Here is a 13,087-nt window from a genome sequence, read left to right as displayed (position 1 = left end):
ATCTCATCGTTTTAATTATTAATTATAAAAAACAAACAAACTAAAAGCGGCCTTTAAAAGGCCGTTTTTAGTTTTAAAATTATTTTTGCAAAGCAGTCAAACGATTAAGAGCACTGCTAAAACCATCTAGCTGAATAAATAAATCATTCAAAGCTGGTTCACCTGCAGCAGCAATTGTCATCGCCAACTTTAACTGTTTTCCAGAACGCAAAGCTGCTACGTGATTTTTGTCAAAAACGACAGGAACCACACAACCTGCTGGCACACAAGTCCTTATACCAGTTTCAATAACAGCTTTCCCTTCATCAACTTGCAAACGAACAGGTTTAGAAACCAAAATGCCAAAAGGAACGGTTAAGCTACCTGATACAACACCCTCAGCATTGAGAATAAGGCTCATAGCCACAACAACACGCCCTTGCTCATTTACTTCTTGACGATGCATAAAGCAAACTTTTTTCCCTTCTTGTAACCCACAATTAATGGTCCACAAGCCATAGGTTTCAGTTAAAGAAGAAGCACCATTTGGTAATGTCTCTACTGCATCTTTTGGTGCAGAAGGCTTTGAACCTGTTGCAAATGCAACAGATGAAATACTCAAAAGAGTACAAACTATAAGTAAATTAAATAACTTTTTCATTTTATATCCCTGTTCTTTACATAAAAGAGAAACATATTTATTATTTATAAATTAATATAAAGCATCTCAATACAAAAAGCTTTCTTATAATCATATAGCTTTTATAACAACCGAAGGCTACCTCGAAATTCGCTAACAACTTTCATATAAACATGCTTTTTAAAAGAAACAACAATTAAAGGAAGGGTTTCTAGATCAACCCATTTCCATTGATCGAACTCCGCTTTATTGCCTTCTGGCGGCGGATTAATCGCAATTTCAGAAAGCTTTCCTGTAAACTGGAAAGCAAACCACTTTTGTATTTGTCCACGATATTTATTGCTTAATGTGCACCCAATAAGTTCTTGTGGAAAATCATAGTGAAACCAATTTTGTGCTTCTTTAATCAACTTTATAGATCGAATACCCGTTTCTTCATAAAGTTCACGATACGCTGCATCTAATGGTTTTTCATCTTCATCAATCCCTCCTTGAGGAAGCTGCCAACGATGAGATATGTCAATATCTGCATCTGGATGAATGGGCATCATTAAACGACGCCCAACCCACACTTTACCCTCATGATTAAAGACAACAATCCCAACACATTTGCGATATGGAAGAATCTTCAAATTAATACCTGCATCCATTTAATATTCCTCAAAATCGCAAGCTATAGATATCAATTCTCACTTTAACACATCCTTATTGGGATCTGGTGGAAATGCTGCATTTACCATTTCACCTCGTAATAGTTTATAGGCCTCATTCAATTGAATATCATCTTTAGGGTCTTTGGGAACAAAAGCAGCTGAACCAGATCCTTTATTACTCTCTCGTTTTCCTTTGATATGTCCTTTTAATGCAGACTCACCAACTTTTACATCATAACCCTTATATTTTTCGGGGAGTGGCTGCTCTACAATAATATCAGGCGTGATCCCTGTTCCTTGAATAGAAGTGCCAGATGGCGTGTAATAAAGTGCTGTTGTTAAGCGTAAAGCCCCATTTTCACCCAAAGGAATAATTGTTTGAACAGATCCTTTACCAAAAGACTGCGTCCCTAAAATTGTTGCACGACGATGATCTTGCAATGCACCCGCAACAATTTCGGAAGCACTTGCCGAACCACCATTAATAAGAACAATGAGCGGTTTTCCATTGATGACATCACCTGGCTTCGCATCAAATCTTGTCACATCACTCTTTTTGCGCCCACGAGTCGACACAATTTCACCTTTATTGAGAAAAGCACTCGAAACATTAACAGCTTGATCTAAAAGCCCACCCGGATTAAGCCGCAAATCAAGAACGTAACCTTTTAGCTTATCTTCAGGAATTTTAGATTGGATATCTTTAATTGCCGCTAGAAGATTATTTAATGTCTGCTCAGAAAACTGAATAACTCTCACATATCCAATGTCACCCTCAACCCGATATTTCACCGCTTTTACTTTGATAATATCACGAATAATCTTCACTTCAAATGGCTTATCAACGCCAGAACGAATAATTGTTAAGGTAATTGGTGTTCCAGGAGCACCTCGCATCTTATTAACAGCTTCATTCAATGTTTGACCATTCGTTTGTACATCATCAATTTTTGAAATAAGGTCTCCTGCTAGAATACCTGCTTTTGAAGCAGGAGTATCATCCATTGGTGAAACAACTTTAATTAAGTTTTTTTCCATAGTGACCTCAATACCAAGACCTCCGAACTCTCCTTTCGTAGAATCCCGCATATCCTTGGCTTCTTCGGCATTCAAATAAGATGAATGAGGGTCCAGTGATGTGAGCATGCCATTGATAGCATTTTCAATAAGCTTTTTATCATCTGGAACTGTAACATATTGCATACGCACACGCTCAAAAACATCGCCAAATATAGCTAGCTTTTTATATGCATTATCTTCATTATTCGCAGCAACAGACTGCACCATAATCATTGAACAGGCGCCGAGCAATACCCCAGCGACCAAAAGAATAACTTTACGAATCATTTTGGCTCCTTCTTATTTTTTCAGTCTGCCACCAAGGAGTTGGATTTACAGGTTTTCCCTGCTTTCTAAACTCAATGTAAAGCATTGGAGAAGTTTTTCCTATATCCAATGCAACACTGTTTGAAATAAATTGCATCTCCATTATACCCAGAGGCTCACCTGAAAGAACAAACTGCCCCTGTTTTACATTAATTCTCGACATTCCAGTAAGAATGATATGATAACCATTTCCAACGTTGAGAATGATTAAATGTCCGTAAGAACGAAATGGCCCAGCAAAAGCAACAAAAGCATCCACAGGTGATATAACAACAGCTCCTGACTCTGTTTCTATCGTTTCACCAAAGCGCGTAATCTGCGAACTTTTGTTAGAGTGATGTATTCTTTTTCCTGAAACAGGAAAAAGTAAAGAACCTTTTCGGCTTTCAAAATTGGACTGTTCTAACAATTGCAAACTTTTCCGTACCTGTACTGATGCATCAGAGCTAAGTTTTGACTGACGATCAAGCTCTAAAATCAATTCTTCCAAAGACTGCGCTTTTTTAGCAAGAGCAATATTTTTTCGTTGCTGTTCTGTAAGTTCTTTTTCTGATTTTGTTTGTAGTTTGTTTTTTTTGTCTAATAAAAGCTCTAAACGTTTTCGCTGCTCTGCTTGATTTTGCAGTTTTGTCTTTAATCCTGTATATTCCCTAGTAATGGAATTACTCAAATTGGTCAACTCCTTGAGTTTTACTGTTAAATCTCGTGTTTTCTCCTGCATCTGAGGAATAACTGTACCTAATAAAACAGAACTACGTATAGAAGCCAACGCATCCTCTGGCTGTATCATAAGAGCAGGAGGCGGATTCAATCCCATACGCTCCAAAATTGCAAGAACTTCTGCAAATTCAGCACGACGATTTTTTAAACTTTGATAGACTTGTACCCGCTTTTCTATCATTTTTTTAAGCTTTTCTTCCCTTTTAGCAATATCATCTGCTACTATACGTTCTTCTTTAGCCGCCTTTATGAGTGCATCACTCAAAACACGTTGATCTTTTTTTAAATGCTCAACTTGATGCATAAGAAAAGCAACACGCTCACGCGAAAGTGAAATATTTTGGCGAATTTCTCCCAATTCTTTATGGACTTCCGTACTCCTCATTGTATCTTCCGCATGCGATACAGAAAAGCAAAAAAACATACTCAAGAGCAGAATGACAAATATGACGCACTCCTCATATAAATATAGCATCTTTCTATGAAGAAGCTTTTTCATTTGCAAAAACCATGACACCTCATCGTATACATTAGAGATGCTTTAAATGGTGTCAGCTAAAACAATATTAATAAACATATAAATAAGTGCTAAAAATTGAACAAAAATATTAAAAACGATGATACGGATGATTATTTTCAATTGTTACAGCGCGATAAAGTTGTTCTGTAAGAAGAATACGTGCAATTTGATGTGGCCACGTCATCAAACCAAAAGATAAAAGAAAATCAGCACGCTTCCTTATTTGCTCATTATGCCCATCAGGTCCTCCCAAAGCAATGACGACATCTCGAATTCCCTCATCACGATAACACCTCAATTTTTCAGAAAAAGAAGTTGACGAAATCGATTCTCCACGCTCATCTAACACAATTAATCGACATTTTTCAGGTAAAAATTCAATAAGTTTTCTCCCCTCTTCCTCCATACGTTGACAAACTGTTTGAGCACGACTTTCTGGTATCTCTTGTAACTTTTTTAAATGAAAGCCTACAGCACCAGAACTTTTAGAAAAACGATCCAAATAATGTTGAACCAATGTTTGCTCTGCCCCACTTTTCATACGACCAACCGCAAAAATAGAAATTTGCATTTTAATGATCTCCGAAGAGAAGCAAAGCCGTATCATTTAAATCCGGCGTCATCCATATTTTTTCTAAATTATAAAAAAGACGAACTTCTGGACGAAAAAGATGAATGATAATATCACCTGTATCAATCAATACCCAGTCACCTCCAGCAAGCCCTTCTACACACGCAAGCCCCTGCCCACTATCTTTCCAAGTATGTAATAAATGATCAGCAACAGAAGATACATGACGCTGCGAATTTGCTGAAGCTATGACCATATAATCAGCCAAAGATGACTTCCCTCGAATATCAATAGCAACAATATCTTCTGCTTTTGTATCTTCTAAACTCTTGAGAATAACTTCAAGACTCTCACTAACAGAAAAAACTTTTTTTTCTTTTGAAGGCATAATATCATAAGAGTGTTTGTGTGCAACGTTTTTCAGATCAATATCCTTTCTTATCGTTGTGTAATGTCAAAAACAGACTTCTTTAGAAAGAAGCAGAATCTTATGAAATGTTCAAGAAAAATCATTCTTCTCCAAACGAAGGTTTGTTGAAGATTGAAAAGATAAAGGTCCATGCAAATAAGTCCAAACTGGCGGTTTTATAAAAGGTAAGCGCCCACTTTCTCTCTCATCCAAACGAAATCGGCGATAAATCTGTGCCATAGGAGAAAAGAGTGCCGACCTATGGCCTAAAGGACGATCAATAATCGCAATAGGAAGCATAGAGACAATATCACGCCATCGATACCAATGATGTATCGTTGTAAAACTATCCGCTCCCATAATCCATACAAAATTTACACTACTGTAATGGGTAAGAATATGGAAAATTGTATCTACCGATACTTTGCTCCCTATAGCTTTTTCAAAACCTGTCAAGCGAATTTTCGGATGGTCAATAAGTTTAAAACTTAATCGCATTCTCTCCTCTAAAGGGAGTAACTGTGTACAATCCTTTAAAGGATTGCCTGGACTAACCATCCACCATAACTGATCAAGATGTAAACGCCGAATGGCAATTTTTGCAACGAGAAGGTGCCCCGCATGCGGCGGATTAAAGGAACCACCAAAAAGACCTACAACATTAGACCTTTCAACATGTGGCATACAATTTTTCCATGGAAAAAATAGGCTTTTCAAACTCTAACCTGACCATTTCCTTTAACATGATATTGAAATGATGTTAGCTGTTCAACACCTATGGGACCACGTGCATGCATTTTTCCTGTTGCGATACCAATTTCCATTCCAAAACCAAATTCACCTCCATCAGCAAACTGTGTCGATGCATTGTGTAATAAAATAGCTGAATCTAAATGATTAAAAAAGATCTTCACCACTTCCAAATCCTCAGCAATAACCGATTCCGTATGTCCTGATGAATAACGCTTGATATGAGCAATAGCTCCCTCAACCCCCTCAACCGTTTTAACAGAAAGAATAGCATCAAGATATTCATGTGACCAATCTTCTTCAGAGGCTAATTTTACATCTGGCATAAGAAAAACAATATCTTCTGTGGCGCGAATTTCACATCCCTTCTCCTGTAAAGCAGTTAAAACAGGAAGAAACTTTTTTAATGCTTGGCTGTCAATGAGAACTGTCTCAACAGCACCGCATATCCCTGTTCGCCGCAGCTTTGCATTTAAAACAATATTGCGTGCCATATCTAAATCTGCCGATTTATCAATATAAATATGACAAAGTCCCTCCAAATGAGCAAAAATTGGAACACGTGCATCAGACTGAACGCGGGCAACAAGGCTCTTTCCACCACGTGGTACGATCACATCAATCGCTCCATCCAATCCTTTGAGCATTTCCCCAACGGCAGCACGATCTGTCGTTCCAACCATTTGGATAGCATCTTTGGGTAAACCAGAGCGCTCTAATCCTTGTACCAACGCACAATGAAGTGCATGAGAAGAATGAAAGCTATCCGAACCACCGCGCAAAATCGCAGCATTGCCCGCTTTTAAACACAAAGCACTCGCATCAATTGTAACATTTGGGCGACTCTCATAAATAATGCCAATTACACCAAGAGGTGTTCTTACACGACTTATATGAAGCCCATTGGGGCGTGTCCACGCACTTATGACCTGCCCAACAGGATCAGATAAATGAGCAACTTGACGAACACTATCTATCATTGCACCCAAACGCAATTCATCTAATCTAAGCCGATCAATCATTGCTGCTTTCAAATTATTCTGAGCAGCCTTCTCTAAATCCAAACAATTCGCCTGTAAAATTTCATCTGAGTAAGCCTCTAGGCTTAAAGCGATCATTTCCAATGCATTGTTCTTTTGCTCAGAAGAAGCAACAGCCAATGCTGCAGCGGCATAGCGTGCTTTTTGTCCCATATCTTTCATTTTTTCTTCTAAAGTCATCGTATCATCCACTCTGCCAAAATAATAAAAACAAAAGTAACTTTTTTAAACAGAATTGATCAAGTAACGTACAATCATATCATTACGATGCACCATAGCAGAGCGCGCCTCATACCCAAGAATAGCTTCAATTTCTTCACTTTTATGTCCTATAATGCGTACAGCCTCATCTTTGTCATAGCTTACAAGTCCACGCGCAATCTCAACTCCATCTGTACCAACAATTGCAACCGTATCCCCACGCTGGAAATTTCCCTCAACGCCAATAACCCCTGCTGCTAATAATGATTTTCCTGTTTCAAGAGCCCTAATGGCTCCTTGATCAATCGTCAAAACACCAGATGGATCTAAATGACCAGAAATCCATGTTTTCCAAGCATTGACAGATTTCTTACTTGCTGCAAAAAAACTCTTGCGTTCACCTTTGTCAATTGCAGCAAGGGGATTCATACGTTTGCCTGAGGTGATAATCATCGCCGTTCCAGCAGCATTAGCTATTTTTCCGGCATCAAGCTTAGTCTTCATTCCTCCCCGCGAAAACTCTGAAGCAGCAACATCTGCCATTTTTTCGATATCATGCGTAATGGATGCAACAAAAGGTATAAATTCAGCCGTAGGATCTCTATGGGGAGACTTTGTATAAAGACCATCAATATCAGATAAAAGTATTAAAAGATCTGCCCTCACCATTGTTGCCACACGTGCAGCTAAACGGTCATTATCACCATAACGAATTTCAGTTGTCGCAACAGTATCATTCTCATTAATAACAGGCACAGCCCCCAAATATAAAAGCATCTCAATCGTTGCACGTGCATTGAGATAACGTCTTCGCTCCTCCGTATCAAATAAAGTAAGCAAAATTTGGCCTGTTTTGAGCCCATGTTGAGCAAGCGCATCACCATAGGTTTTCGCTAACTCAATTTGCCCCAAAGCAGCACATGCCTGACTTTCTTCCAATTTCAAAGCCCCCTTAGGAAGCTGTAGCAATGTCCTTCCTAAAGCAATAGCCCCTGAAGACACCAATAATATCTCTACACCTTTTTTGTGTAATCCAACAACATCACTGATCAAACTTTTAAGCCATTCAACCCGTAACCCTGTCTGAGGATCAACCAAAAGTGCAGATCCAATTTTGACCACGATACGTTTATAGTGTGTGAGTTTTTGCAATCCAACAGCCATCTCAATCAATCCTGCTATCCCCACCGTTCTCCTCTTTACGTGAAATTTCAATAATACGTGCACCAGCACGCAGCACATTTTCTAAACCTTCGCGACTAACCGCAGAAAACATCATAACAGGTTGATCCGTTACTCTTTGTAAAGCTTCCTGTTTCGTTTTACGCTCGTCAACCGTGAGCGTATCTATTTGGCTTAAAGCGACAATTTCAGTCTTATTACTTAGATTGTTTCCATAAGACTCAAGTTCATGACGCACAATTTGATATGCTTTTGCAACATCTTCTTCTTGAGCAGAAATCAAATGAAGGAGGACACGACAACGTTCCACATGTCCTAAAAAACGGTCTCCAATTCCCACCCCTTCATGGGCTCCTTCGATTAACCCCGGAATATCAGCCAAAACAAATTCACGACCATCAATTCGTACAACACCAAGATGAGGATGTAGAGTGGTAAAAGGATAATCTGCAACTTTTGGTTTTGCAGCCGTCACAGAAGCTAAAAAAGTCGATTTCCCAGCATTTGGTAAACCAACAAGTCCCGCATCAGCAATTAACTTCAAACGAAGCCATATTGCACGCTCTTCTCCAGACAAACCTGGATTTGCACGACGCGGTGCCCGATTTGTCGATGTTGTAAAGTGAAGATTGCCAAAACCGCCATTCCCGCCTTTTGCAAGGCGATAGCGCTGTCCCACTTCCGTTAAATCACAGATTAACGTTGTATTATCTTCTTCAAAAATTTGCGTCCCAACCGGAACTTTAAGGATGACATCATCACCCTTCTCACCCGTCATATTACGCCCCTTGCCATGTCCCCCTGTTTTTGCTTTAAAATGTTGTTGGTATCGATAATCAATCAGCGTGTTAAGCCCATCAACAACAAGCGCCCAGACATCACCTCCCCGCCCCCCATTCCCCCCATCAGGCCCCCCAAATTCTATGAATTTTTCACGACGAAATGATACTGCTCCGGAACCTCCATTACCAGAACGAATATAAACTTTAGCTTGATCAAGAAATTTCATTGGAAGCGCTCACTGAGGAATCAATCTTTCTACCTCTATAGGCAATATATTAATTTTACCAGTTTTTCATCATTGTTAACAGAGAAACTCTAAATATCTCTGAATAACTATTTGAAAAAATCATCATACTTAAATACATGCGTAAAGTTAAGCTTTTTCAAATACGTAAGTAAAGTTAAGCCTTCTTAAAAGAAGGTGCTATTCTTGTATTTTTGTTTTTCCCTTAAATTCAAGCGCTAAAAGATAAAGCTCCACTGATTCTGATCGGCTTGCGGGTGGTTTAACATGATAGACTTTTTTAAAATGCTGTTTTAGTATTGTGAGAAGAGTGTTTTCTGCTCCACCTTGAAAAGCCTTTGCCAAAAAATGCCCACCAGGTTTTAGAACAGAAAGAGCAAAATCAGCAGCAACTTCACATAAATAAATCGTTCTTAAATGATCTGTTTGACGATGTCCTGTTGTTGGTGCAGCCATATCAGAAAGCACAACATCCGGCTTTGTTCCTAAAGCATCAATTAATTTCTGCGGTGCATCTGCATGTAAAAAATCCATTTCCAGCATTACAACCCCAGGCAACGGATCAACATGCAAATAATCAATACCAACCACGCTAGGCTTTTCATCACTTGACCCTACTATATGCCCAGCCACCTGACACCATCCCCCAGGTGCTGCTCCTAGATCAATAACCTTTTGTCCTTTTTTCAAAAAACTATAACGTTCATTAATTTCAATGAGTTTATAAGCCGCACGTGAACGATAACCATCTACTTTTGACTGATGAACATAAGGATCATTCAGATGCCTCTCTAACCATCGCCGTGATGAAGCTTTAATGGTTCCTGCTTTCTTTTTTACGCGCTGATATAATTCATGTGACCCTGAACCTCCATAGCCACCCTTGGGTGTTTTTGTTATTTTTTTCATCGTTATTCATTGTCTCCATATTTAGTTCTCTAACGCTTGAAATCTCTGCTCTTTCTATGACGACACCATACACCATCGCGTAACATCAGCTCTATTAAAATTCCTTCCCTTAATCCACGATCAGCAACCCTTAAACGCTGACTTGGCCAAACTTCTCGAATAACATCTAAAATTGCACAACCAGCTAAAACTAAATCTGCTCTCTCTCGCCCAATAAAAGGACTTATTACGCGTTTTTCTATATCCCATGACAATAGGCGTTTTGTCATAAGAGTAATGTCTGCATCATTCATCCAAATGCCATCCACTTTTCTTCTATCATAACGCTCTAAATTAAGATACATTCCTGCTAAAGTCGTAACTGTACCAGAGGTTCCCAAAAGATGAAACTTCGGACCTTGCGCTAACTCTCCTAATTTATGACGATCTGAAAAATTATTTAACAACCTTCGCACATAGCTTTTCATTTTTTCAAAATCGTCTAAACTAATATTATTTCCTCCAAAACGTTCAGCAAGTGTAACAACACCAACAGGAAGAGAAGTCCAAGCGATAATCTGTCCAGATAAACGAAAAGAACGTTTTTGAGAAACATCAAGGAGAACAATTTCTGATGATCCTCCTCCAATATCAAAAAGCACAATTGCATCAATATTTGGCTCAACAAGCGTACTGCACCCTGTAACCGCAAAACGCGCTTCTGTTTGCCGATCAACAATTTCCAATTCAAGACCTGTTTCATCCAAAACACGCTGAATAAAATGCCTACCATTTTCCGCTGAACGGCAAGCTTCCGTTGCAATCAAACGATAACGCTTAATATGCCTTTGTTTTAATTTTAAATGACAAATCTTTAATGCTTCAATCGCACGATCCATAGCTTGCGTATTAAGAAAACCGTTATTTATTAAACCTTCTCCCAATCGTACAATACGAGAAAAAGCATCAACAACACGAAAATATCCAGGTTTACTGGGAGATGCGATAAGAAGACGACAATTATTCGTTCCCAGATCAAGCGCCGCATAAAGAGGTGGGGATTTTACTTGAGAAAACCGTCGAAGAAAAGGAACTTTGAGTTTTTTTGTTTTTTGAGCTCCTATCATTGTCTGACCATGAAACTCAAAAGCTGTTTCCGATTGAATAAAAACCTGTTTCTGTTTACAATATTTTTTTCTCTGTTGTCCCTTTATATCAACAAATATGGAGTGTGCCTCTGTTCGTGACAATGCAGAAAGATTGTTTTTATTACTACCACACGGATCATAGAACTGATCTGCTTCAGTATCGCATGTTTCTCCTCGCTCTGACTCTTTTGAACCATAATTTAACGGGGTCATTTCTCTCATCCTTTGAGCGTTTCCCCCAATAAATAAACGCAAAAACTCTTCTACTCACTCCTAAATAAAGCAACAATGCAGCATCAAATAATAAAAGAAACCATTCCTTCTTTTTCTATCATCAAAATTTTCTACGCTAGCATTATTCAGATTTTGGTATAATCTTTTGGTTGTTTTCATGAAATCATTCTTCTCTTTATGAATTGAAAACTATAAATTAATCGTTTACGTTCACATTAATTTTTATAAATTATGCTCTTTTCTTTATACCATTTACCGGAGCACACCTCTATTGTAACAAACCTACACTATCATACTATTTGCTGACTCTTAAGGTTACAACAACCTATACATTAGTACGGTTTATAAGAAAAATTTTTTTAATCTCGTTATCCACACACGAGCCTCGTTTGTTATATACAATGAAATAGCTTTGATTATGCTGGAATAAAAGTTCTGTAGTACTACACAATGCAATTACAATAGCTGTTATTTTGTGAATACCAATAAAAACTATCGTTCAAAAAAACCCCTAGAATTATAAATTTATCTGAAAAATATTAATACATAACCAGACCGCTTAAAAAAAGAATTTAGTCTACTCATTATTGTAAGAAATAAATCGATTATTTCTAATCTTTTTTATTTTTAATAACTAACGAAATCTTTCTTTAAGCATTACGGGAAACACTAACTTGATTTTCTATTACATATAAAGAACTTACTGTGACTTTATATTTCATAAAACTCTCACTATTTCCAACAAATCATCTCGATATCATATTATATAAAACTTCTTACTTATTTAATCTTATAATTTACACTCAGAAATATAATACAACAATTTATGGAAAAATGACTCTTGTTAAAAATACTCGATGGATTCTAAGGACGGAAAGAATTAAGTGCTGCATTTAACCCTTTAAATGGTACAGTAAAAGAAAATACCTTACCTTCTTTAGTTTTATAGGAAATACGTACCTTATTGTTCTGCTCTATTTGTTTAGTCAAAACCGGCCCTACAGGTGATTGTGCCAAACAAACCGTTTCATTACATTGCGTATAATTAATAAGAACAGGTTTTTTAACACCTTTTACAAACATTTGAATCGGAACATTTATATCAGAATTTGGCAATGTTCGAAAAAGCATCACTGCTTGACCACTTGTCGTAGAAACAAGAGACCAACTAAAAATGGTATTTCCTTCTTGATCATGAACCGTCTGTGTCACATTACATATACCTTGCTTATGTTTGAGCTTTTGTTTTTCGTCACAAATCAAAGTCCAATCATAAAACTGCATAATAATTCGACGTGTTTCGCCAGGTTCTCCCTTAGGTATCGATAAGTGCGGTGGATGCACTGTATAAATATTATTGTTCTCGTTGGCAAAGCTTTCGCTCTTGCCTATTAAGGCAAGAGCAAACAGAATCTTTACTAACATACTTCTCGTTTTTACAATAACAGCCATTTTTTCTATTATCATCTCAACCTCAGAGTAATTCCAGCACCTATTCCCCAATGACCTCCAGCACTTGTCACAGACACATTCGAGCGAATATTTCCATCTTCAGATGTATAACCAGCACCAATAGCAAGTGCAGATTGACTGCGCCACAAACCACTCCCAAATGAAACACTTAAAGATCCTGGTATATCATAGTAACGTAAGTTGGACACCGCTAGACCAATAGCAGCAGCTTGTCTTGCTTCTTTCCGAACATCCTGAATAGCATAATTCAATGTCTCAAACTTCAT

At 37.9% G+C, this 13,087-nt stretch carries 14 protein-coding genes; all 14 read right to left on the bottom strand.

All coding sequences use genetic code 11. The annotated features are described in order from the left end of the window. Nucleotides 1-79 precede the first annotated feature (79 nt). The gene (locus tag ACFIMU_RS04330) at nt 80-640 is read right to left on the bottom strand and encodes an invasion associated locus B family protein (protein WP_375606743.1); all 561 of its coding nucleotides are present in this window, start codon (nt 638-640) and stop codon (nt 80-82) included. 101 nt (nt 641-741) lie between these two features. After that, nucleotides 742-1,269: an RNA pyrophosphohydrolase gene (locus ACFIMU_RS04325; RefSeq protein ID WP_375606742.1), complete on the bottom strand. Its 528-nt coding sequence runs from the start codon at nt 1,267-1,269 to the stop codon at nt 742-744. Nucleotides 1,270-1,308: 39 nt separating this feature from the next. Further along, a complete protein-coding gene (locus ACFIMU_RS04320; RefSeq protein ID WP_375606741.1) occupies nt 1,309-2,619 on the bottom strand; it encodes a S41 family peptidase in 1,311 nt (436 codons plus the stop codon). Then, on the bottom strand, nt 2,609-3,853 hold the full coding sequence (locus ACFIMU_RS04315) for a murein hydrolase activator EnvC family protein (protein WP_375610579.1): 1,245 nt from the start codon (nt 3,851-3,853) through the stop codon (nt 2,609-2,611). Before ACFIMU_RS04315 ends, ACFIMU_RS04320 begins: the two co-directional genes overlap by 11 nt. A 133-nt stretch (nt 3,854-3,986) precedes the next feature. Beyond that, a complete protein-coding gene (gene rlmH, locus ACFIMU_RS04310) occupies nt 3,987-4,469 on the bottom strand; it encodes a 23S rRNA (pseudouridine(1915)-N(3))-methyltransferase RlmH (RefSeq protein ID WP_375610571.1) in 483 nt (160 codons plus the stop codon). A 1-nt stretch (nt 4,470) separates the two neighbouring features. After that, on the bottom strand, nt 4,471-4,857 hold the full coding sequence (gene rsfS, locus ACFIMU_RS04305) for a ribosome silencing factor (protein ID WP_375695725.1): 387 nt from the start codon (nt 4,855-4,857) through the stop codon (nt 4,471-4,473). A 111-nt stretch (nt 4,858-4,968) separates the two neighbouring features. After that, nucleotides 4,969-5,562 (bottom strand): nicotinate-nucleotide adenylyltransferase, encoded by a 594-nt coding sequence (locus ACFIMU_RS04300; protein ID WP_375696851.1) that lies wholly within the window; start codon nt 5,560-5,562, stop codon nt 4,969-4,971. Between the two features lie 29 nt (nt 5,563-5,591). Then, on the bottom strand, nt 5,592-6,848 hold the full coding sequence (locus ACFIMU_RS04295) for a glutamate-5-semialdehyde dehydrogenase (protein ID WP_375606737.1): 1,257 nt from the start codon (nt 6,846-6,848) through the stop codon (nt 5,592-5,594). 45 nt (nt 6,849-6,893) lie between these two features. Next, nucleotides 6,894-8,033, bottom strand: coding sequence for a glutamate 5-kinase (gene proB / locus ACFIMU_RS04290; RefSeq protein WP_375614582.1), 1,140 nt, complete (start codon nt 8,031-8,033; stop codon nt 6,894-6,896). Nucleotide 8,034: 1 nt separating this feature from the next. Further along, entirely contained in the window at nt 8,035-9,060 is a 1,026-nt protein-coding gene (gene obgE / locus ACFIMU_RS04285; protein ID WP_375606736.1) for a GTPase ObgE, read from the bottom strand. A 198-nt stretch (nt 9,061-9,258) separates the two neighbouring features. Then, on the bottom strand, nt 9,259-9,987 hold the full coding sequence (locus ACFIMU_RS04280; protein ID WP_375609166.1) for an RlmE family RNA methyltransferase: 729 nt from the start codon (nt 9,985-9,987) through the stop codon (nt 9,259-9,261). 29 nt (nt 9,988-10,016) lie between these two features. Next, nucleotides 10,017-11,327, bottom strand: a complete 1,311-nt coding sequence (locus ACFIMU_RS04275; RefSeq protein WP_375607993.1) for a Ppx/GppA phosphatase family protein — start codon at nt 11,325-11,327, stop codon at nt 10,017-10,019. Nucleotides 11,328-12,212: 885 nt separating this feature from the next. Further along, the gene (locus tag ACFIMU_RS04270) at nt 12,213-12,815 is read right to left on the bottom strand and encodes an invasion associated locus B family protein (protein WP_375606733.1); all 603 of its coding nucleotides are present in this window, start codon (nt 12,813-12,815) and stop codon (nt 12,213-12,215) included. Beyond that, nucleotides 12,812-13,087, bottom strand: a 276-nt coding sequence (locus tag ACFIMU_RS04265; protein ID WP_375606732.1) for a YadA-like family protein, incomplete at its 5' end; no start/stop codon positions are given. The genes ACFIMU_RS04270 and ACFIMU_RS04265, both read right to left, overlap by 4 nt.

It is taken from the genome of Bartonella sp. AC70YNML, assembly GCF_042196545.1.
Taxonomy (GTDB): Bacteria; Pseudomonadota; Alphaproteobacteria; order Rhizobiales; family Rhizobiaceae; genus Bartonella.
The sequence above is the reverse complement of the archived record's forward strand: the minus strand, read 5'-3'. Positions and strand labels throughout refer to the sequence as shown.

What these genes read in the sequence shown, in the direction of transcription:
- ACFIMU_RS04330 (WP_375606743.1), bottom strand. Translation starts at nt 640, where the DNA reads ATGAAAAAGTTATTTAATTTACTTATAGTTTGTACTCTTTTGAGTATT.
- ACFIMU_RS04325 (WP_375606742.1), bottom strand. Translation starts at nt 1,269, where the DNA reads ATGGATGCAGGTATTAATTTGAAGATTCTTCCATATCGCAAATGTGTT.
- rlmH (WP_375610571.1), bottom strand. Translation starts at nt 4,469, where the DNA reads ATGCAAATTTCTATTTTTGCGGTTGGTCGTATGAAAAGTGGGGCAGAG.
- obgE (WP_375606736.1), bottom strand. Translation starts at nt 9,060, where the DNA reads ATGAAATTTCTTGATCAAGCTAAAGTTTATATTCGTTCTGGTAATGGA.
- ACFIMU_RS04280 (WP_375609166.1), bottom strand. Translation starts at nt 9,987, where the DNA reads ATGAAAAAAATAACAAAAACACCCAAGGGTGGCTATGGAGGTTCAGGG.
- ACFIMU_RS04295 (WP_375606737.1), bottom strand. Translation starts at nt 6,848, where the DNA reads ATGACTTTAGAAGAAAAAATGAAAGATATGGGACAAAAAGCACGCTAT.
- ACFIMU_RS04300 (WP_375696851.1), bottom strand. Translation starts at nt 5,562, where the DNA reads ATGCCACATGTTGAAAGGTCTAATGTTGTAGGTCTTTTTGGTGGTTCC.
- ACFIMU_RS04270 (WP_375606733.1), bottom strand. Translation starts at nt 12,815, where the DNA reads ATGATAATAGAAAAAATGGCTGTTATTGTAAAAACGAGAAGTATGTTA.
- proB (WP_375614582.1), bottom strand. Translation starts at nt 8,033, where the DNA reads ATGGCTGTTGGATTGCAAAAACTCACACACTATAAACGTATCGTGGTC.
- rsfS (WP_375695725.1), bottom strand. Translation starts at nt 4,857, where the DNA reads ATGCCTTCAAAAGAAAAAAAAGTTTTTTCTGTTAGTGAGAGTCTTGAA.
- ACFIMU_RS04275 (WP_375607993.1), bottom strand. Translation starts at nt 11,327, where the DNA reads ATGACCCCGTTAAATTATGGTTCAAAAGAGTCAGAGCGAGGAGAAACA.
- ACFIMU_RS04315 (WP_375610579.1), bottom strand. Translation starts at nt 3,853, where the DNA reads ATGCTATATTTATATGAGGAGTGCGTCATATTTGTCATTCTGCTCTTG.
- ACFIMU_RS04320 (WP_375606741.1), bottom strand. Translation starts at nt 2,619, where the DNA reads ATGATTCGTAAAGTTATTCTTTTGGTCGCTGGGGTATTGCTCGGCGCC.